This window comes from Streptomyces musisoli (assembly GCF_016741855.1).
Lineage (GTDB): Bacteria > Actinomycetota > Actinomycetes > Streptomycetales > Streptomycetaceae > Streptomyces > Streptomyces musisoli.
This window is the reverse complement of record NZ_JAERRH010000003.1, coordinates 357,801-378,283: the sequence shown is the minus strand read 5'-3', so window position 1 is coordinate 378,283 and position 20,483 is coordinate 357,801. Positions and strand designations below refer to the sequence as shown.

Sequence of the window (20,483 nt, the reverse complement as noted above, 5' to 3'; positions counted from 1 at the left end):
TAACCCAGCCGCACCGAGTCAGCCGCACCGTCGCGGGCCCCCGGAGGATGTCGTGAGCGACACACAGACCATGATCGAGACCCGTCCGCCGTCCGTGGCGGCCCTCTTCCTGGAGCGCGTGGCGGCCACACCGGACGCCGAGGCCTACCGCTATCCGGTTCCGCCGGCCGCGGGCCAGGGCCCCGACGAATGGAAGTCGCTCAGCTGGGCGCAGGCGGCGGACCGGGTGTACGCCATCGCGGCCGGGCTCATCGAACTGGGCATCCAGTCGGAGCAGCGGGTGGCCCTCGCCTCCTCCACCCGCGTCGAGTGGCTCCTCGCCGACCTCGGCATCATGTGCGCCGGCGGTGCGACCACCACCGTGTATCCGCAGACCAACGCCGACGAGTCGTCCTTCATCCTGTCCGACTCCGAGAGCCGGGTGCTGATCGCGGAGGACGCGGCCCAGGTCGCCAAGGCCGTGGAGAGGCGCGCCGAGCTGCCCGCCCTCACCAAGGTCGTCGTCATCGACCCGACGGGCGTCGAGACGGACGACTGGGTGACCACCCTCGCCGAGCTGGAGCGGCGCGGTGCCGCCTACCTGGAGCAGCACCCGCAGCTGATCAAGGAGCGGGTCGGCGCGATCACCAGGGACCAGCTCGCCACCCTCATCTACACCTCCGGCACCACCGGCCGCCCCAAGGGCGTGCGCCTGCCGCACGACAACTGGTCGTACATGGCGAAGGCGATCGCCGCGACCGGGCTGATCAGCGGCGAGGACGTGCAGTACCTGTGGCTGCCGCTCGCGCACGTCTTCGGCAAGGTGCTCACGTCCGGCCAGATCGAGGTCGGGCACGTCACCGCGGTCGACGGCCGTGTCGACAAGATCATCGACAATCTCCCGGTGGTGCAGCCGACGTACATGGCGGCCGTGCCGCGCATCTTCGAGAAGGTATACAACGGCGTCGCCGCCAAGGCCCGTGAGGGCGGCGCGGCCAAGTACAAGATCTTCCAGTGGGCCGCCGAGGTCGCCCGCGAGTACGCCAAGGTCACCCAGGACAACTTCCGCCGCACCGGCACCGCCTCGGCGCCCTTCGGGCTCGCCGCCAAGCACAAGGTCGCCGACACCCTCGTCTACGCCAAGCTCCGCGAGGCCTTCGGCGGCCGGCTGCGGGCCTGTGTCTCCGGCGCCTCCGCGCTCGCGCCCGAGATCGGCTACTTCTTCGCCGGCGCCGGCATCCACATCCTGGAGGGCTACGGCCTCACCGAGACCTCCGCGGCCTCCTTCATCAACCCGGGCGAGGCCTACCGCACCGGCACGGTCGGCAAGCCGCTGCCCGGCACCGAGGTCCGCATCGCCGACGACGGCGAGATCCTGCTGCGCGGCCCCGGCGTCATGGAGGGCTACCACCAGCAGCCCGAGAAGACCACCGAGGTGCTGGAGTCCGACGGCTGGTTCCACACCGGCGACATCGGCGAGCTCTCGCCCGACGGCTACCTGCGCATCACCGACCGCAAGAAGGACCTGATCAAGACCTCCGGCGGCAAGTACGTCGCGCCGGCGGAGGTCGAGGGCCAGTTCAAGGCCGTGTGCCCGTACGTGTCCAACATCCTCGTGCACGGCGCCGACCGGAACTACTGCACCGCCCTCATCGCCCTGGACGAACTCGCGATCCAGGACTGGGCGAAGGAGAACGGCCTGGAGGGCCGGCCCTACGCGGAGATCGTCGCCGCCCCGCAGACCGTCGAGATGGTCGACGGATACGTGCGGCAGCTGAACGCCGGGCTCCAGCGCTGGCAGACCATCAAGAAGTTCCGGCTGCTGCCGCGGGACCTCGACGTGGAGCACGGCGAGATCACGCCGAGTCTGAAGCTGAAGCGGCCGGTGGTGGAGCGGGAGTACAAGAACCTCATCGAGGAGATGTACGCCGGCACCAAGGAGAGCTGAGGGGCGTTCCGCGCCCGGGGGACCGCAGGCCGTCGCCGACGGTGCGCGCGGTTCCCCGCGCCCCTTCATGCTCACCGGCGCTCAAAAGCCGCCGTCTTCTGTCCACTTCGATAACTGACCGCTTATGCGCGCCCCCGGTCTGTCACCCTGGCGGCATGGACACGGCCGCCATACCGACGCAGCGGGAGAGTGAGGCCCGGCCAGGGGAGAGGCGGGGCCGGGCCACGCTGCCCGGGAGCCCCGTCGCCCCGGGCTCGGCCCGCACGCTGGTGCGCGCCGCCCTGGCCGAGGCGCCCGGCGTCCCGGCCCGGCTGGTCGACGACGCCATGGCCGTCGTCAGCGAGCTGGTCACCAACGCCGTCGTGCACGCCGGCACCGACGTACAGATCGACTGGCGGCTGGAGGACTCCGGCGCGGTCCTGATCGAGGTCCGCGACCAGCACCCCTCACGGGCCCCGCGGGACGCCACGCGTGGCGAGGGGCCGTACGACACCCCCGAGTACGGGCGGGGCCTGCGCCTCGTCGGCACGCTCGCCGAGTCCTGGGGCGTCACCTACCGCACCGGCGCCAAGACCGTGTGGGCACGGCTGCCCCCGGGCGGCAGCGAGGCCCTGGACGGACCCGCCCCCGATCCCGCCCTGGAGGTCGCCGAGGACCTCGCCCCGCAGCCGCACCGCGCCGACGGCGACCGGGACTGGCTCGGCCGGGGCGCCCTGTCCTTCCTCGCCGAGGCCTCCGACCTGCTCGCCGGGCAGCTCGACGAGAACCTGGTCGCCGCGCTCACCGGCCAGCTGATCGTGCCCCGACTCGCCGACTGGTGCGCGGTCTGGCTGGAGGGCGAGGCGACCGTGCGCGGCGGCGACGGCGGCGGTCCCGCCCGGGTCTGGCACGCCAGCGAGGCCCGGATCGAGGAGCTGCGGTGCGCCCTGGAGAAGGAGCCCCCGTGCCCGCCGGACGGGCTGCGCTCCGGCCCCGAGCCCTACCCCTGGCCCGGTCACGCGCTCGGCCCGCACGGCGCCTGCGGGACGGCGCTGTCGTACCGGCTGATCGCGGGCGGCCGGCCGCTGGGCACACTGGTCATCGGCCGGTGCGGGCCGGCCGGCTTCCCGGACGAGGTCACCGGGCTGGTGGAGGACCTCGGCCGACGGGTCGCCCTGGCCATCGGCGCGGCCCGCCAGTACGCCCGCCAGGCCACCATCAGCGCCGTCCTCCAGCGCGGCCTGCTGCCCGGCGCGGTCGCCGAGATCCCCGGCGTGAGCAGCGCCCTCGTGTACGAGCCCTGCGACAAGGGCGGCCCCAGCGGTGACTTCTACGACCTGTTCCCGGCGGGCGACGGCCGCTGGTGCTTCGCCGTGGGCGATGTCCAGGGCAAGGGCCCGGAGGCGGCGGTGGTGATCGGCCTCGCCCGCCCCTGGCTGCGCCTCCTCGCCCGCGAGGGCTACCGGGTCGCCGACGTCCTGGACCGCCTCAACCAGCTCCTCCTGGACGACGCCACCGAGGCCGCCGACGCCGCCGCCCGTGCCCTGGTCGCCGTCGGCGGCCGGCCCCTGGTCTCCGGGGACGGCCCGCAGACGCGTTTCCTCTCCCTCCTCTACGGCGAGCTGACACCCCACGACGGCGGGGTCCGCTGCACCCTGGCCTCCGCCGGCCACCCGCTGCCGCTGGTCCTCGGCCCCGACGGCACCGTGCGCACCGCCGCCCGCCCGCAGACCCTCCTCGGCGTCGTGGAGGACGAGACGTACACCAGCGAGACCCTGGAGCTGCGGCCCGGCGACAGCCTGCTGTGCGTCACCGACGGGGTGACCGAGCGGCGCTCCGGCTCCCGCCAGTTCGACGACGGCGACGGCCTCGCCCGCGCCCTGTCCGGCTGCGCCGGGCTCAGCGCCGAGCTGATAGCGGAAAGGATCCGCCGCCTGGTCCACGACTTCGGCGGCGGTCTGCCCGAGGACGACCTGGCCCTGCTGGTGCTCCAGGCGGAGTGACGCCCCCGGTACGGGACAATGGGGGCATGCCTTCCGCACTCCCCGACGGCGAGCCCGTCCCCGCCGACGGCGCGCTGCCCGCGCACGCGCTCGCCGGGGCCGCCGGCCGCCCGCTCGGTTTCTACCTGCACGTCCCGTACTGCGCGACCCGCTGCGGCTACTGCGACTTCAACACCTACACCGCGACCGAGCTGCGCGGCACCGGCGGCGTGCTCGCCTCCCGGGACAACTACGCGGACACCCTGGCGGACGAGGTCCGGCTGGCGCGGAAGGTGCTGGGCGACGACCCGCGCGAGGTCCGCACGGTCTTCGTGGGCGGCGGCACGCCGACGCTGCTGGCCGCCGACGACCTCGTCCGGATGCTGGCCGTGATCCGTGACGAGTTCGGGCTCGCCCCGGACGCCGAGGTCACCACGGAGGCGAACCCGGAGTCCGTCGACCCCGCCTACCTCGCCACCCTCCGCGAGGGCGGCTTCAACCGGATCTCCTTCGGCATGCAGAGCGCCAGGCAGCACGTGCTGAAGGTCCTCGACCGCACCCACACCCCGGGCCGCCCCGAGGCGTGCGTGGCGGAGGCGAGGTCCGCGGGCTTCGACCACGTCAACCTCGACCTGATCTACGGCACGCCGGGGGAGAGCGACGACGACTGGCGGGCGTCCCTGGAGGCCGCCCTCGGCGCCGGCCCCGACCACGTCAGCGCCTACGCGCTCATCGTCGAGGAAGGCACCCAGCTCGCCCGCCGCATCCGCCGGGGCGAGGTCCCGATGACCGACGACGACGTGCACGCCGACCGCTATCTGATCGCCGAGGAGATGCTGTCCGAGGCGGGCTTCGACTGGTACGAGGTCTCCAACTGGGCCACCTCCGAGGCGGGCCGCTGCCTGCACAACGAGCTGTACTGGCGGGGCGCCGACTGGTGGGGCGCGGGCCCCGGGGCGCACTCGCACGTGGGCGGGGTGCGCTGGTGGAACGTCAAGCACCCGGGGGCGTACGCGGCGGCGCTGGCGGAGGGACGGTCCCCGGGGGCCGGGCGCGAGCTGCTGACGGACGAGGACCGGCGCGTGGAGCGCGTCCTGCTGGAGCTGCGGCTGCGGGAGGGCGTGCCGCTGTCCCTGCTGAAGGAGGACGGCCTCGCGGCGTCCCGGCGGGCCCTGGCGGAGGGACTCCTCCAGGAGGGGCCCTACGAGGAGGGGCGGGCCGTGCTGACGCTGCGGGGACGGCTGCTGGCGGACGCGGTGGTGCGGGACCTGGTGGACTGATCACTCCGGCGAGTGAATCCCCCCCCGGAACGCCGGTTCGGTCCCTAACCTGGTTCGTAGGCTGCCGCCAAAAGTACGCGGCGGATGCGGAGGCCACGGAGATGACCGCTGTGGATGATCGCCGAGTGCATGAGACGTTCGAGAACCTCGTGGTTCCCGAGGGCTTCAAGGCTGAGCTCATCCGGGGGGAAATCGTGATGATGGCCGGGCCCGACAAGGTCCACAACCGCATCGTGCAGTTCGTGCAGGACCAGATCCCCTCTGACCGATGGGAACGGCTCCAGACCCAGGACGTCGCCTTTCCCCGTGAGGAAAGCGAGACTCAACCCGATCTGGTGGTGATGGAGATCGGCGCCGACGACAGCCCGGGGCGGCTCGTGCCCGCCCCTGCGGTGACCATGCTGGTCGAGGTCGTCTCCAAGACCAGCGTGCACCGGGACTACGTGGAGAAGCGGTCGATCTATGCGGCCGGCGCCGTGCCGGTCTACCTGATCATCGACCCGTTCGAGGCCAGTTGCCTGGTGCTGACCGAACCGGTCGGCACAGGCAGGTCGGCGGACTACCAGAGCAAGCGGACTCGCAAATTCGGTGATCCGGTGCAGTTGCCGATCGTAGGCATCGACCTTGATACAAGCCGGTTCGGCACTCTGCCGCCCCTCACGGTCACGCGGTGACGAAGTCGATCAGCTCCTCCACCCTCCCCAGCAACTCCGGCTCCAGGTCCTTGTAAGACCCCACACGCTGCAGAATCGCCTGCCACACCGCGCCGGTGTTCTCCGACGGCCAGCCCAGCGCCCGGCACACGCCCGTCTTCCAGTCCTGCCCGCGCGGCACACGTGGCCACTCCGGAATCCCCAGCGCGGACGGCTTCACCGCCTCCCAGACGTCGATGTAGGGGTGACCGACCACCAGCGCGTGCTCGCTCGTCACCGACTCGGCGATGCGCCACTCCTTCGTGCCCGGGACGAGGTGGTCCACCAGCACGCCCAGGCGGGCGTCCGGACCCGGGGCGAAGGACTCCACGATCGCCGGCAGGTCGTCCACGCCCTCCAGGTACTCCACGACCACGCCCTCGACGCGCAGGTCGTCGCCCCACACCTTCTCGACCAGCTCGGCGTCGTGCCGGCCCTCCACGTAGATGCGCCCGGCGCGGGCCACACGCGCGCGTGCCTGCGGGACGGCCACCGAACCGGACGCCGTACGGGTGGGACGCACCGGAGCCGAGGACGACGGCCGTACGAGCGTCACGACCCGCCCCTCCAGCAGGAAGCCGCGCGGCTCCAGCGGGAACACCCGGTGCTTGCCGAAGCGGTCCTCCAGCGTCACCGTGCCCGCCTCGCAGCGGATCACCGCGCCGCAGAACCCGGTACCGGGCTCCTCGACCACCAGCCCCGGCTCAGCCGGCACCTCCGGCACCGGCTTCTGCTTCTTCCACGGCGGCGTCAGATCGGGGGAGTACGCGCGAGGGCGCGGGCCCCCGGGGCCCTCGTTCGGGCGGCGGTGGCGGGAGACGGGTGGGCGCATTCGGACGACGATAGGAGAACCCGTTCGGCGGCGCTCACGACACGCCGAAACGGGTGGCCAGGGCGTCCCGTTGCCGCCGCACGAAGGCCGCGTCCACCACCGCTCCGTGACCGGGCACGTACAGGGCGTCCTCGCCGCCGAGCGCCAGCAGCCGGTCGAGGGCGTCCGGCCAGCGCGACGGGACCGCGTCCGGGCCGGCCTGGGGCTCGCCGGACTCCTCGACCAGGTCCCCGCAGAAGACCACCTCGGGGGAGCCGGGGACGAGGACCACGAGATCGTGGGCGGTGTGGCCGGGGCCCACGTTGGCCAGCAGCGCCTGCCGGCCGTCGCCGAGGTCCAGCGTCCACTCGCCGGACACCAGGTGCCGGGGCGGCACCAGCGCGTCCACCGCCTCGTCCGCGTCCGCCACCGCCAGACCGTTGCGGACAGCGTCCGCGCGCAGCTCCCCGCGCTCATGGGCGAACACCGCGTCGGTGCCCACCGCCGCGTACACCTCCGCCCCGGCGAACGCCGCGGCCCCGAAGACATGGTCGAAGTGGGGATGGGTGAGCGCGAGATGGGTCACACGCCCGCCCGACAGCTCCTGGGCCTGGGAGCGCAGCCGGGCACCCTCGGCCAGGCTCGAACCGGCGTCCACCACCAGCGCCGTACTCCCGCTGAGGACCAGGCCCGCCGTGCAGTCCCAGCCGGGCAGCCGGCACCGCCCGACACCCGCGGTCAGCCGTTCCCACCCCAGGTCTTCCCAAGTCACCGTCATACCGCGACGCTAACGGTACGGCCCGGTATCGCGGCACGACCTTGCCCAGTGCGTACCCCGCAGCCGTACACTGGGCCGGGGAATGCTGGCACTCGCATGGGAAGAGTGCCAGGCGACCGATCCGCAGGGACGAGGGGACGACGTGCTGGAGGTGCGCGCGAATGCTGAGTGAACGCAGGCTCCAGGTTCTGCGCGCCATCGTCCAGGACTACGTGGGCACCGAGGAGCCGGTCGGTTCCAAGGCGCTCACCGAGCGGCACAGCCTCGGCGTCTCCCCGGCGACCGTCCGCAACGACATGGCGGCCCTGGAGGACGAGGGGTACATCGCCCAGCCGCACACCAGTGCCGGGCGCATCCCCACGGACAAGGGCTACCGGCTGTTCGTGGACAAGCTCGCGGGCGTGAAGCCGATGACCGCCCCCGAGCGGCGGGCCATCCAGAACTTCCTGGAGGGCGCCGTCGACCTCGACGACGTCGTGGCGCGCACGGTGCGGCTGCTCGCGCAGCTGACCCGGCAGGTCGCCGTCGTGCAGTACCCGTCGCTGACCCGGTCCACCGTCCGGCACGTGGAGCTGCTCTCGCTCGCCCCGGCGCGCGTGATGCTCGTGCTGATCACGGACACCGGCCGGGTCGAGCAGCGGATGGTCGACTGCCCGGCCCCCTTCGGCGAGGCCTCGCTGGCGGATCTGCGGGCGCGGCTGAACAGCCGGGTCGCGGGCCGCCGGTTCGCGGACGTGCCGAAACTGGTCGAGGACCTGGCGGATGCCTTCGAGCACGAGGACCGCGGTACGGTCTCCATGGTGCTCTCCACACTTCTGGAGACACTCGTCGAAGAGAACGAGGAGCGGCTGATGATCGGCGGTACCGCCAATCTCACCCGCTTCGGGCACGATTTCCCCCTCACGATCCGGCCCGTCCTGGAGGCCCTCGAGGAGCAGGTCGTGCTCCTCAAGCTCCTGGGCGAGGCGAAGGACCCGGGCGTGACCGTGCGCATCGGCCACGAGAACGCCCACGAGGGACTCAACTCCACCTCCGTCGTGTCGGTCGGCTACGGTTCGGGCGGCGAGGCGGTTGCCAAGCTCGGCGTGGTCGGACCGACCCGCATGGACTACCCGGGAACGATGGGAGCGGTACGCGCAGTGGCACGGTACGTCGGACAGATCCTGGCGGAGTCGTAAGTGGCCACGGACTACTACGCCGTTCTCGGCGTGCGCCGCGACGCGTCGCAGGATGAGATCAAGAAGGCGTTCCGCCGGCTCGCGCGCGAGCTGCACCCGGACGTCAACCCGGATCCGAAGACCCAGGAGCGGTTCAAGGAGATCAACGCCGCTTACGAGGTGCTGTCGGATCCGCAGAAGAAGCAGGTCTACGACCTCGGCGGCGACCCGCTCTCCCAGTCCGGCGGCGCCGGCGCGGGCGGCTTCGGGGCCGGCGGCTTCGGCAACTTCTCCGACATCATGGACGCGTTCTTCGGCACGGCCTCGCAGCGCGGGCCGCGCTCGCGCACCCGGCGCGGCCAGGACGCGATGATCCGGATCGAGGTCGAGCTGGACGAGGCGGCCTTCGGCACGACCAAGGACATCCAGGTCGACACCGCGGTCGTCTGCAACACCTGCAACGGTGAGGGCGCGGCCCCGGGCACGTCCGCCCAGACGTGTGACATGTGCCGCGGCCGCGGTGAGGTCTCCCAGGTCACCCGGTCCTTCCTGGGCCAGGTCATGACCTCCCGGCCCTGCCCCCAGTGCCAGGGCTTCGGCACGGTCGTGCCGACCCCGTGCCCGGAGTGCGCCGGCGACGGCAGGGTTCGCTCCCGCCGCACGCTCACCGTGAAGATCCCGGCCGGTGTCGACAACGGCACGCGCATCCAGCTGGCCGGCGAGGGCGAGGTCGGCCCGGGCGGCGGTCCGGCCGGTGACCTGTACGTCGAGATCCACGAGCTGCCGCACCCGACCTTCCAGCGGCGCGGCGACGACCTGCACTGCACGGTCACCATCCCGATGACCGCGGCGGCCCTCGGCACCAAGGTGCCGCTGGAGACCCTGGACGGCATGGAGGAGGTCGACATCCGGCCCGGCACCCAGTCCGGCCAGTCGATCCCGCTGCACGGCCGGGGCGTCACGCATCTGCGGGGCGGCGGCCGGGGCGATCTGATCGTCCATGTCGAGGTGACCACGCCGACCAAGCTCGATCCCGAGCAGGAGCGGCTGTTGCGGGAGCTGGCGAAGCTGCGGGGGGAGGAGCGGCCGCAGGGGCAGTTCCAGCCGGGGCAGCAGGGGCTGTTCTCCCGGTTGAAGGACGCGTTCAACGGGCGCTGACCGGTAGGGGCCGGTCGGTAAGCGCCGGTCGTGGGGGCGGGTTCCGGTCAAGGGGCTCCGCCCCTTGGACCCCGCCAGGGGGCTCCGCCCCCGACCCCGCCAGGGGGCTCCGCCCCCTGGACCCCCGCCCCGCCCACCCACCACCCGACTCGGCGGGCTGCGAAGTGGCCGACCCCCGGCTCGGACGGCTGGGAAGGCGCCGCTTGTTCTCGGCTCGGGCGGGTGGGGAGGTGCCGTTTGTTCTCGGCTCGGGCGGGCGGGGAGGCGCCGTTTGTTCTCGGCTCGGGCGGGCGGGGAGGCGCCGTTTGTTCTCGGCTCGGGCGGGTGGGAATGCTCCGTTTGTTCCCGGCTCGGGCGGCCCGGCAAGCACCGGTCGTCGTCTGTTCGGCCGGTCGGAAAGCGGCACGTGCCAGGGGGAAGACCCGATTCGGACTTGTACGGGGGACGTGACAACATGCCGTCATGTCCTCCGCGCTGACCGATCTCCTCCCCCTCCCGATCGTGCAGGCCCCCATGGCGGGCGGTGTCTCCGTCCCGCAGCTCGCCGCCGCCGTCTCCGAGGCCGGCGGCCTCGGGTTCCTCGCCGCCGGGTACAAGACCGCCGACGGGATGTACCAGGAGATCAAGCAGCTCAGGGGGCTCACGGGCCGGCCGTTCGGCGTGAACGTCTTCATGCCGCAGCCCGAGCACCACGGAGCGGTCACCGGCCCCACCGGAGCGGCCGCCGCGCCCCCTTCCGGCGCCGTCGAGGTGTACGCCCACCAGCTGGCCGGCGAGGCCGCCTGGTACGAGACCGAGCTGGGCGACCCGGACAGCGGCCGGGACGACGGATACGACGCCAAGCTCGCCGTCCTGCTGGACAACCCGGTACCGGTGGTCTCCTTCCACTTCGGGGTGCCGAGCCGCGAGGTGTTCGACAAGCTGCGCCGGGCCGGGACCTTCACCCTGGTCACCGCCACCACCGCGGAGGAGGCCCGTGCGGTCGAGCGGGCCGGTGCGGACGCGGTGATCGCACAGGGCGTGGAGGCCGGCGGTCACCAGGGCACCCACCGGGACCTCCCGGAGAACGACGGCTCCGGCATCGGACTGCTGTCGCTGGTCACACAGATCCGGCAGGCCGTGCGCCTCCCGGTCGTCGCCGCCGGCGGCATCATGCGCGGCAGTCAGATCGCCGCCGTCCTCGCGGCCGGCGCGAGCGCGGCCCAGCTGGGCACCGCCTTCCTCGCCACCCACGAGTCCGGCGCGAGCACCGAGCACAAGCGGGCCCTGACCGACCCCCTGTTCGCGCGCACCGAGCTGACCCGCGCCTTCAGCGGCCGCCCGGCCCGCGCACTGGTCAACCGCTTCCTGCGCGAGCACGGCCCGTACGCCCCCGCCGCCTACCCGGAGGTCCACCACCTCACCGCGCCGCTGCGCAAGGCCGCCGCCAAGGCCGGGGACGCGCAGGGCATGGCGCTGTGGGCGGGGCAGGGACACCGGATGGCCCGCGAGCTGCCGGCCGGACGGCTGGTGGAGCTGCTGGCCGAGGAACTCGACGCCGTCAGGACAGCGTTGTCGACCGGAGGAGATGCCCGATGACCGCGCCGGTGTTCGTCGTCGACTCGCTGGAGGGCGTGGGCCCCGGCTCGGTCGTCGACGTCGAGGGACCCGAGGGCCGGCACGCGGTCTCCGTGCGGCGGCTTCAGCCCGGCGAGAACGTGGTGCTCACCGACGGCAGGGGCCGCGGGGCCGCCGGTGTCGTCGTCAGCGTGTCGGGCAAGGACCACATGGTCGTCGAGCCCTTCGAGTTCCCGGTCGAGCCCGAGCCCAGCCCCCGGATCACCGTCGTCCAGGCCCTCCCCAAGGGCGATCGCGGCGAGCTGGCCGTGGAGACGATGACCGAGACCGGCGTCGACGCGATCGTGCCCTGGCAGGCCGCCCGTTGCATCACCCAGTGGAAGGGCGACCGGGGCATGAAGGCGCTCGCCAAGTGGCGCGCCACCGCGCGCGAGGCCGGCAAGCAGTCGCGCCGGCTGCGCTTCCCGGACGTCGCGGACGCGGCGAGCACCAAGCAGGTTGCCGCACTTCTGGCCACAGCGGACTTCGCCGCCGTACTGCACTCCGACTTCGAGCACGAGAGCGTGCCGCTGGCGACCGCCGAACTGCCCGCCGAGGGCGAGATCGTGCTGGTCGTCGGCCCCGAGGGCGGCGTCGCGCGGGACGAGCTGGCACTCTTCGAGGAGGCCGGCGCGAAGGCGTGTGTGCTCGGCCCCAGCGTGTTGCGTACATCCACCGCCGGCACCGCCGCCGCGGCCCTGCTGCTGGGCCGCACCGGCCGCTGGTCCTGACACATCCGGGGGGAACACCATGGAACTCGCCCAAGTCCGGCTGCTGGTCACCGACTTCGCCGCCTGCTACCGCTTCTACGCCGACGTCCTCGGCCTCAAGCCGCAGTCCGGCGCGACCGAGGGACCGTACGAGAAGTTCAGCCCGCACGTCGGCTCCGCCGGGATCGCGCTCCAGGACCGCGTGATGATGGCCGAGATCCTTGACGAACTGGGCGAGACCGCCACCGGCCACCGCTCCCTGGTCGTGCTGCGCGTCGACGACCTGGACGCCTACTGCGCGGAGATCACCTCCCGCGGCGCCACCCTGCTGCACGGGCCGGCCCCCATGACCGACCGCATGCGCGTGGCCCATCTCAAGGACCCGGAGGGCAACCTGGTCGAACTCCAGCAGTGGCTGCTGCTGCGCGGCTGACGTCCGCCGGCCCGGGCCGGACGAGCCGGTGACGACCGGGCGTCGTCCTCGCGCTCTCGGCGTCCGGCGAACGGGCCGGTGACGACCGGACGTCGGGCCTCCGGCGTCGGCCCCTCGAACGGGTGAGTGGCCGTATGCGGTCTTCCGTACCGTCCGGGCCGGTGGCACGCTGCCGGACATGGGGGCATGGAGAGGGATACGGCGCGGGCCGCGGGCGGTGGCCGTGGCGGGGCTCGTCGTGCTGGCCGGAGGCGCCGCGGTGGCATGCCAGCCGGGCGGCCTCGGGTCCGCGACCGTCGCGTACACCACCGACCAGACCGCGACCACCGCGCTGGAACGACGGCACGTGGACGTCAACTGGCTCACCTGCACCGGCGTCTACGGTGACGACGACGGCGGCGGCAAGGCGCCCTCGCCGGCCGAGACCACCGTCGTCTCCGTCGACTGCCGGGGAGAGACGGACGACGGGCGGAAGATCGTCGTCACCGGGCTGGTGACCAAGGCCGTCGACGGCGCATGTGTGCGCGGCGACCTGAAGGCCACGGTGGCCGGCAGACAGGTGTTCCACGTGGGCGGGCTCGGCGACTGCGCCGCCAAGCCGGGGCCGACGTACCACCTGCCCACCGGCGGACAGCCGAAGCCCACCGTGACCGTCACCGTCACCCGGACCGTCTGGCCCGTGCCGGGCAAGTGATCCGAAACCGGGAGCGGCAGCACCGGTCGCTGCGTAGAGTGACCGCGTGACTCAGGGTGCCTCGACGGGAACCACGGAAAGCTCCGCCTACCTCCGATTCCCCCATGTGCACGGCGACTTGGTGACCTTCGTCGCCGAGGACGACGTGTGGCTCGCGCCGCTCGGGGGCGGCCGGGCCTGGCGGGTCAGCGCCGACAACGTGCCGGTGACCCGGCCGCGGATATCGCCGGACGGCAGACACCTCGCCTGGACCTCCTTCCGGGACGGCGCCCCCGAGGTGCATGTCGCCCCCGTCGACGGCGGCCCCGCCGAACGCCTGACCTACTGGGGCAACCGCCGTACGGAGGTGCACGGCTGGACCCCGGACGGCCGGGTGCTCGCGCTCGGCGCGCACGGCCGGCCCAGCTTCCGGCACAGCTGGGCGCACGCCGTCCCGCTGGACGGCGGACCGGCCGAGACCCTGCCCTACGGCCCGGTCGGCGGCCTGGCCCTCGGGCCGGCCACCGTGCTGCTGTCGGCGCCGATGGGCCGCGAGGCCGCCTACTGGAAGCGCTACCGGGGCGGTACGGCGGGCAAGCTGTGGATCGACCGGACCGCCGGAGACGAGGAGGGCACCGGCGCGTTCGTACGGCTGCACGAGGAGATCGACGGCAACATCGAGTGCCCGGTGTGGGCCGGTGACCGGATCGCCTTCCTCTCCGACCACGAGGGCACCGGCGCGCTGTACTCCTCCCTCGCCGACGGCTCCGACCTGCGCCGGCACACGGCCCTCGGGGGCACCCCCCGCCCGGGCGAGGCCGGGAGCGGGGCGGGGGCCGGGAACGGAGGAGGCTTCTACGCCCGGCACGCGGCCGGCGACGGCACCCGGGTCGTCTACGCCTCGGCCGGTGAACTCTGGCTGCTGGACGACCTGGAGGGCGCCGAGCCGCGCCGGCTGGACATCCGGCTCGGCGGGCCCCGCGTCGACCTCAGGCCGCGTCCGGTCGACGCCTCCCGCTGGTTCGGCGAGGCCTCCCCCGACCACACCGCGCGCGGCAGCGCCGTCTGTGTGCGCGGCGGGATCCACTGGGTCACCCACCGCTCCGGCCCCGCCCGCGCCCTGGGCGCCACCCCCGGCGTCCGCGCCCGGATGCCGCGCGCCTTCCGCGCCGACGGCGAGGAGTGGGCGGTGTGGGTGACGGACGCCGAGGGCGACGACTCCCTGGAGTTCGCCCCCGCGAGCGGCACCGTGCCCGGCGCGCCCCCGCGCCGCCTGGCCGCCGGACAGCTCGGCCGCGTACTGGAGCTGGCCGTGGCCCCCGACGGCAGCCGGGCCGCCGTGGCCGCGCACGACGGCAGACTGCTCCTGGTCGAGCGGGAGACCGGCGAGGTCCGCGAGGTGGACCGCAGCGACGACGGCGAGGTCTCCGGCCTCGCGTTCTCCCCCGACTCCGCCTGGCTCGCCTGGGCCCACCCCGGCCCCCGCCCGCTCTCCCAACTGCGTGTCGCCCACACCACCGACCTCTCGGTCATCGAGGCGACCCCGCTCCGCTTCCAGGATTACGCGCCCGCCTTCACCCTCGACGGCAGACACCTCGCCTTCCTCTCCCACCGCGCCTTCGACCCGGTCTACGACGAGCACGTCTTCGACCTCGCCTTCGTGGCCGGCGCCCGCCCGCACCTGATCACCCTGGCCGCCGCCACCCCCTCGCCGTTCGGCCCGCAGCGCCACGGCCGCCCCTTCGAGACCCCCGACAAGGACGAGACCCCCGACAGCGAGGGCACCCCCACCACCCGCATCGACCCCGAGGGGCTCGCCGACCGGATCGTGCCCTTCCCGGTGGAGGCCGGCCGCTACTCCACGCTGCGCGCCGCCAAGGACGGCGTCCTCTGGCTGCGCCACCCCGTGCAGGGCGTCCTCGGCACGTCCCGCGCCCACCCCGAGGACCCCGACCCGCACACCCACCTGGAGCGGTACGACCTCGCCCAGCGCCGGCTGGAACACCTCGCCTCCGACGCCGGCCACTTCGAGGTCAGCGGCGACGGCAGACGCGTCCTGCTGTGGACCGACGGCCGGCTCCGGGTCGTGCCCACCGACCGCCGTACCGGCACCGACGACGACGGCGACACCAGCGTCACCGTCGACCTGGCCCGGGTCCGCCAGACCGTCGACCCGGCCGCCGAGTGGCGGCAGATGTACGACGAGACCGGCCGGCTCATGCGGGACCACTTCTGGCGGCCCGACCTCGGCGGTGTCGACTGGACCGGCGTCCTCGACCGCTACCGCCCCCTCCTGGGCCGCATCGCCACCCACAGCGACCTGGTCGACCTGCTCTGGGAGGTGCACGGCGAACTCGGCACCTCGCACGCCTACGTCACCCCGCCCGGCGGTTCCGGCGGTCCCGGGCACGGCCTGCTCGGCGCCGACATCTCCCGGCACCCGGACGGCAGTTGGCGCATCGACCGGATCCTCCCGTCGGAGACCTCCGACCCGGACGCCCGCTCCCCGCTCGCCGCGCCCGGCGTCGCGGTACGCCCCGGCGACGCGATCATCGCCGTGGCCGGCCACCCCGTCGACCCGGTGACGGGGCCCGGCCCGCTCCTCGTCGGCACGGCCGGCCACCCCGTCGAGCTGACCGTCTCCCCGGCCGCGGGCGGCGAGCCCCGCCACACGGTCGTCGTCCCCGTCGCCGACGAGGAACCCCTGCGCTACCACGCCTGGGTCGCCGGCCGCCGCGCCCACGTCCACGCGGCCTCCGCCGGCCGGCTCGGCTACCTCCACGTCCCGGACATGCACGCCCCCGGCTGGGCCCAGATCCACCGCGACCTGCGCGTGGAGGTGGCCCGGGAAGGCCTGGTGGTCGACGTCCGGGAGAACCGCGGCGGGCACACCTCCCAGCTCGTGGTCGAGAAGCTGGCCCGCCGCATCGTCGGCTGGGACTTCGCGCGCGGCATGCGCCCCACCAGCTACCCGCTCGACGCACCCCGCGGCCCGGTCGTCGCCGTGGCCAACGAGTTCTCCGGCTCCGACGGCGACATCGTCAACGCGGCGATCAGGGCCCTCGGCATCGGCCCGGTCGTCGGCACCCGCACCTGGGGCGGCGTCATCGGCATCGACAGCCGCTACCACCTGGTCGACGGCACCCTGGTCACCCAGCCCAAGTACGCGATCTGGCTGGAGGGCCAGGGCTGGGACGTGGAGAACCACGGGGTGGACCCCGACGTGGAGGTCGTGCAGCGCCCGCAGGACTGGGTGGAGGGCAGGGACGCGCAGCTGGACGAGGCCGTCCGGCTGGCGCTCGAGGCCCTGGAGGCGACACCCGCCAGGACACCTCCCGAGCTGCCGGCCTGAGGAGCCGCGGAGCCGTGCGGGTCCGCGGCTCCGCCGGGCGGCGCGATCAACCGCGGACGACCCGCACCCGACCGACTACCATGCCCACGGTATTGATCACAGGAGGCACACGCATGGCCGGAGAACCGCAGGACGACTGCCTGTTCTGCAAGATCGTCACGGGGGAGATCCCGGCGACGATCGTCCGCGAGACCGAGACGACCGTGGCCTTCCGGGACATAAACCCCCAGGCCCCGACCCACATCCTGGTGATTCCCAAGGCGCACTACGAGAACGCGGCCGAGCTGGCCGCGGGCGCCCCGCAGCTCGCCGCCGACGTCCTCGCCGAGACCAAGGCCGTGGCCGACGAGGAGAAGCTGGACAGCTACCGCCTCGTCTTCAACACCGGCAGCGGAGCCGGCCAGACCGTCTGGCACGCCCACGCCCACGTCCTCGGTGGCCGTGGCCTGCAGTGGCCGCCCGGGTAACTCGGCATGTCCGTCCGTGAACTGGTGGTCCTCGGCACCGCCAGCCAGGTTCCGACCCGGCACCGCAACCACAACGGCTATCTGCTGAGGTGGGACGGCGAGGGCATCCTGTTCGACCCCGGCGAGGGCACACAGCGGCAGATGCTGCGCGCCGGGGTCGCCGCCCACGACCTGAACCGGATCTGCGTCACGCACTTCCACGGTGACCACTCCCTCGGTCTCGCGGGAGTCATCCAGCGGATCAACCTGGACCAGGTGCCGCACGAGGTCACCGCGCACTACCCGCGTTCCGGTCAGCGCTTCTTCGACCGGCTGCGGTACGCGACCGCCTACCGGGAGACGGTCCCGCTCACCGAGGCCCCGGTGGCCGCCGACGGCCCTCTCGCGGTGACCGGGGCGTACACCCTGGAAGCCCGCAGGCTCTCCCATCCGGTGGAGTCCTACGGCTACCGCCTGGTCGAACCCGACGGCCGCCGCATGCTGCCCGAGCGGCTCGCCGCGCACGGCGTGCGGGGCCCGGACGTGGGCCGCCTCCAGCGCGAGGGGCGGCTCGGGGACGTGACGCTCGAGGACGTCAGCGAGGTGCGGCGCGGGCAGCGGTTCGCCTTCGTCATGGACACCCGGCTCTGCGACGGCGTGTACGCGCTCGCCGAGGGCTGCGACCTGCTCGTCATCGAGTCCACGTTCCTCGACGACGACGTGGAGCTGGCCGTCGAGCACGGGCATCTGACGGCCGGACAGGCCGCAGCCGTGGCCCGGGACGCCGGCGTGCGCCACCTCGTCCTCACCCACTTCAGCCAGCGCTACTCCGAGCCCGAGGAGTTCGAGCGGCAGGCGCGGGCGGCCGGGTTCGAGGGGGAGCTGTCGGTGGCGCACGACCTGCTGCGGGTGCCGGTTCCGAAACGGCGGTGACGCGCCCGTACGATGCGTTGATGCCCCTCCCGAAAGCAGAACTGCACCTCCACGTCGAAGGCACCCTGGAGCCGGAGCTGGCGTTCGAGCTGGCCGCCCGCAACGGCGTGACCCTCCCGTACGCGGACACCGAGGAACTCCGCGAGGCCTACCGGTTCAAGGACCTCCAGTCCTTCCTGAACCTGTACTACGAGCTGATGGCCGTCCTGCGCACCGAGCAGGACTTCGCCGACCTGGCCGGCGCCTACCTCGCCCGGGCCGCCGCACAGGGCGTGCGGCACGCGGAGATCTTCTTCGATCCGCAGGCCCACATCGCGCGGGGCGTCAGCCTGGGCACGGTCGTGGAGGGGCTGTGGCGGGCGCTCGGCAGCAGCGAGCGCGACCACGGCATCTCCACCCGGCTCATCATGTGCTTCCTGCGGGACGAGTCCGCCGACTCGGCACTCGAGACGCTCCAGGCCGCGACACCGTACCTGGACCGGATCACCGGCGTCGGCCTGGACTCCGCCGAGGTCGGGCATCCGCCGGCGAAGTTCCGGGAGGTCTACGCGGCCGCCGCCGCGCTCGGACTGCGCCGGGTCGCGCACGCCGGTGAGGAGGGGCCGCCGGCCTACATCACCGAGGCGCTGGACGTGCTCGGTGTGGAGCGCGTCGACCACGGGCTGCGCTGCCTGGAGGATCCGGCCCTGGTCGAGCGGCTGGTCCGGGAGCGCGTTCCGCTCACCCTGTGCCCGCTGTCCAACGTCCGGCTGCGTGCCGTGGAGACCCTGGCCGACCATCCGCTGCCGGCCATGCTCGACGCCGGCCTGCTGTGCACGGTCAACTCCGACGACCCGGCGTACTTCGGCGGGTACGCGGGGGACAACTTCCGTGCCGTACGGGAGACCCTGGGCCTGAGCGAGGACCGGCTGCGCGAGCTGGCCCGCAACTCCTTCGTCGCCTCCTTCCTGGAGGACGACGAGGAACGCAGGGCCCGCTACCTCGCCGAGGTCGACGCCTACGAGTTCGGCGACGCGGTGTCGTAGGCGCGCTGTGCGGGTACGACGGGCGTCTCCACCGGGACCTCCACGACCGGGAGTCCGGCGACCGGGACCGACGTGCCGCGGAGTTCCTCGAAGGTGATGTCCGGGCCGCGGAGTTCCGCGACGGGGGCCTCCGGAACGGGGATCTCCACGACCGGGAGTCCGGCGACGGTCCGGGGGCGCCGGCCGGCCCGCAGGGCCACCGCCGTCATCGGTACGGCGATCAGCAGCAGCCCGGTGCCGAGCACCCGCCCCATCACCGGGAAGCCCGTGCCCGCCGCCAGCACACTCCCCGTCAGCGGTCCCGCCGCCGTCCCCAGCGAGGACGCCGAGCCGACCAGGACCGCCCAGCGGCCGCGCGGGTCGAGGGAGGCGGCGAGGCCGATGACGTACGACAGGACGATCGGGTACAGCAGGTTCCAGGAGATCTCGCCCGCCGCGAAGGCGGTCAGGTCCCGCGCGGACGCGCTGAGCGCGATGCAGCCCGCGATCAGCGTCGTACCGGCGCCGATGGGCACGGCCTGGCCCAGCCGCTGCCCGAGCGCGCCCGCGCCCACGACCCCGACGAGTGCGGCGCCCAGCGCGACCGCGAACACCGCGCCGACGGCGACCTCGGAGAGACGGGCCTGATCGAGCCCGATCCGGCCGCTGACCCCCCAGAGGGAGTTCTGGGCCAGGGACCAGAACGGCATCGCGGCGGCCAGCAGCAGTCCGGCCCCGAGGTGCGGGAGCCGGCCGTGTGTGACGGCCGTGCGGGCCGGGGCGGTGCGACCGGGCAGCCGGCCGGTGAGCGGCCAGACGGCTAGGGCGGTCAGTGCGATGGCGGCCGGCGGGAAACCGTGCCCGGGGCCGAGGCGGGGGATCGTCAGGTACAGGGCGCCCGCGAGGGCGGAGACGCCGAGCAGGCCCAGCGTGGTGACCCGGTGCGGATCCCACGCCCGGGCTCCCGGCTCCGTCCGGGCCGGGGGCACTCCCAGGGCGGCGATGCCGCTCGCGGCCACCGCCGTGACGGTTCCGGACCCGAGACCACCGACGACCGCGCCCGCGACGACGGCCGGTACGGCGCCGGTGAGGGCCGCCCAGCCGTAGCCGAGGGCGGCGAGCGCGAGGCCGGCCCGGGCGAGGGTGCGCGGACCGATCCGGTCGACGCGGGAGGCCAGCAGGAAGCCCGCGGTCGCCGAACTCAGCAGCAGGGCGCTGCCGATGGCGCCGGCCTCGGTGGCGGTGAGCGGGAGCCCGCTGTCGAGTCTGCCGACGGTGGTCGGCAGCAGGTAGGGGGCGAGGTACCCGGCCGTGAAGAGGGCGACGAGGGGCCAGGGCAGGGTGCGGGGGGCGGACACGGGCGTTCCCAGGGCAGGCGGAAGGAGCGGCTCGAAAAGAGGGGGGAGTGGGCGACGACCGTCGACGGACAGGAACGCGCGAGCAAGTTGTATCAAGCACGCGGTTCCGGAAGAAGATCGGGGGATGTGATCCGGATCACGGTTGCGTTTGGGGTCGGTGGAGCCGGGTAGCAGCGTGCGCTCCCGGGCTCCGGGAGCCCTCCTTCCGGCGGCG

The 20,483-nt window shown here is 73.5% G+C and carries 17 protein-coding genes; 14 read left to right on the top strand and 3 right to left on the bottom strand.

The window, feature by feature from the left end:
• The first annotated feature begins 52 nt into the window (after positions 1-52).
• The 4 genes from JK361_RS09900 to JK361_RS09885 all read left to right on the top strand — a co-directional run bounded on the left by JK361_RS09900 (position 53) and on the right by JK361_RS09885 (position 5,842).
• Positions 53-1,927 (top strand): AMP-dependent synthetase/ligase, encoded by a 1,875-nt coding sequence (locus JK361_RS09900; RefSeq protein ID WP_201815345.1) that lies wholly within the window; start codon positions 53-55, stop codon positions 1,925-1,927.
• Between the two features lie 155 nt (positions 1,928-2,082).
• Complete coding sequence (locus JK361_RS09895; protein WP_236052716.1) at positions 2,083-3,909, top strand: SpoIIE family protein phosphatase; 1,827 nt, start codon at positions 2,083-2,085, stop codon at positions 3,907-3,909.
• A 26-nt stretch (positions 3,910-3,935) separates the two neighbouring features.
• Positions 3,936-5,168: a radical SAM family heme chaperone HemW gene (gene hemW, locus JK361_RS09890; RefSeq protein WP_201815344.1), complete on the top strand. Its 1,233-nt coding sequence runs from the start codon at positions 3,936-3,938 to the stop codon at positions 5,166-5,168.
• A 101-nt stretch (positions 5,169-5,269) separates the two neighbouring features.
• A complete protein-coding gene (locus JK361_RS09885; protein ID WP_201815343.1) occupies positions 5,270-5,842 on the top strand; it encodes a Uma2 family endonuclease in 573 nt (190 codons plus the stop codon).
• Here JK361_RS09885 and JK361_RS09880 read toward each other — a convergent pair.
• Positions 5,832-6,692, bottom strand: coding sequence for a DUF3097 domain-containing protein (locus JK361_RS09880; RefSeq protein ID WP_236052715.1), 861 nt, complete (start codon positions 6,690-6,692; stop codon positions 5,832-5,834). The genes JK361_RS09885 and JK361_RS09880 overlap by 11 nt on opposite strands.
• A gap of 34 nt (positions 6,693-6,726) precedes the next feature.
• Positions 6,727-7,449, bottom strand: coding sequence for an MBL fold metallo-hydrolase (locus JK361_RS09875; RefSeq protein WP_201815342.1), 723 nt, complete (start codon positions 7,447-7,449; stop codon positions 6,727-6,729).
• A gap of 161 nt (positions 7,450-7,610) precedes the next feature.
• Between JK361_RS09875 and hrcA the strand changes: the two genes are divergently transcribed.
• From hrcA to JK361_RS09825, 10 genes are all read left to right on the top strand, one after another.
• Complete coding sequence (gene hrcA, locus JK361_RS09870) at positions 7,611-8,627, top strand: heat-inducible transcriptional repressor HrcA (protein ID WP_201815341.1); 1,017 nt, start codon at positions 7,611-7,613, stop codon at positions 8,625-8,627.
• On the top strand, positions 8,628-9,764 hold the full coding sequence (gene dnaJ, locus JK361_RS09865) for a molecular chaperone DnaJ (RefSeq protein WP_201815340.1): 1,137 nt from the start codon (positions 8,628-8,630) through the stop codon (positions 9,762-9,764). It begins immediately after the preceding gene.
• 462 nt (positions 9,765-10,226) lie between these two features.
• Positions 10,227-11,342, top strand: coding sequence for a nitronate monooxygenase (locus tag JK361_RS09860; RefSeq protein ID WP_201815339.1), 1,116 nt, complete (start codon positions 10,227-10,229; stop codon positions 11,340-11,342).
• Positions 11,339-12,091 (top strand): 16S rRNA (uracil(1498)-N(3))-methyltransferase, encoded by a 753-nt coding sequence (locus tag JK361_RS09855; protein WP_201815338.1) that lies wholly within the window; start codon positions 11,339-11,341, stop codon positions 12,089-12,091. The genes JK361_RS09860 and JK361_RS09855 overlap by 4 nt, the downstream gene beginning before the upstream one ends.
• 19 nt (positions 12,092-12,110) lie before the next feature.
• A complete protein-coding gene (locus JK361_RS09850) occupies positions 12,111-12,503 on the top strand; it encodes a VOC family protein (protein WP_201815337.1) in 393 nt (130 codons plus the stop codon).
• A 178-nt stretch (positions 12,504-12,681) separates the two neighbouring features.
• A complete protein-coding gene (locus JK361_RS09845) occupies positions 12,682-13,197 on the top strand; it encodes a hypothetical protein (RefSeq protein ID WP_201815336.1) in 516 nt (171 codons plus the stop codon).
• 46 nt (positions 13,198-13,243) lie between these two features.
• Positions 13,244-16,528: a S41 family peptidase gene (locus JK361_RS09840; RefSeq protein ID WP_201815335.1), complete on the top strand. Its 3,285-nt coding sequence runs from the start codon at positions 13,244-13,246 to the stop codon at positions 16,526-16,528.
• Positions 16,529-16,641: 113 nt separating this feature from the next.
• Positions 16,642-16,995, top strand: a complete 354-nt coding sequence (locus tag JK361_RS09835) for a histidine triad nucleotide-binding protein (protein ID WP_201815334.1) — start codon at positions 16,642-16,644, stop codon at positions 16,993-16,995.
• A gap of 6 nt (positions 16,996-17,001) precedes the next feature.
• On the top strand, positions 17,002-17,907 hold the full coding sequence (locus JK361_RS09830; RefSeq protein WP_201815333.1) for a ribonuclease Z: 906 nt from the start codon (positions 17,002-17,004) through the stop codon (positions 17,905-17,907).
• A gap of 20 nt (positions 17,908-17,927) precedes the next feature.
• Positions 17,928-18,932 carry an adenosine deaminase gene (locus JK361_RS09825; RefSeq protein WP_201815332.1) on the top strand — a complete coding sequence of 335 codons (1,005 nt, stop codon included), beginning with the start codon at positions 17,928-17,930 and terminating at the stop codon, positions 18,930-18,932.
• Here JK361_RS09825 and JK361_RS09820 read toward each other — a convergent pair.
• The gene (locus tag JK361_RS09820; RefSeq protein ID WP_201815331.1) at positions 18,905-20,269 is read right to left on the bottom strand and encodes an MFS transporter; all 1,365 of its coding nucleotides are present in this window, start codon (positions 20,267-20,269) and stop codon (positions 18,905-18,907) included. The two genes, JK361_RS09825 and JK361_RS09820, sit on opposite strands and share 28 nt — an antisense overlap.
• Positions 20,270-20,483: the final 214 nt, after the last annotated feature.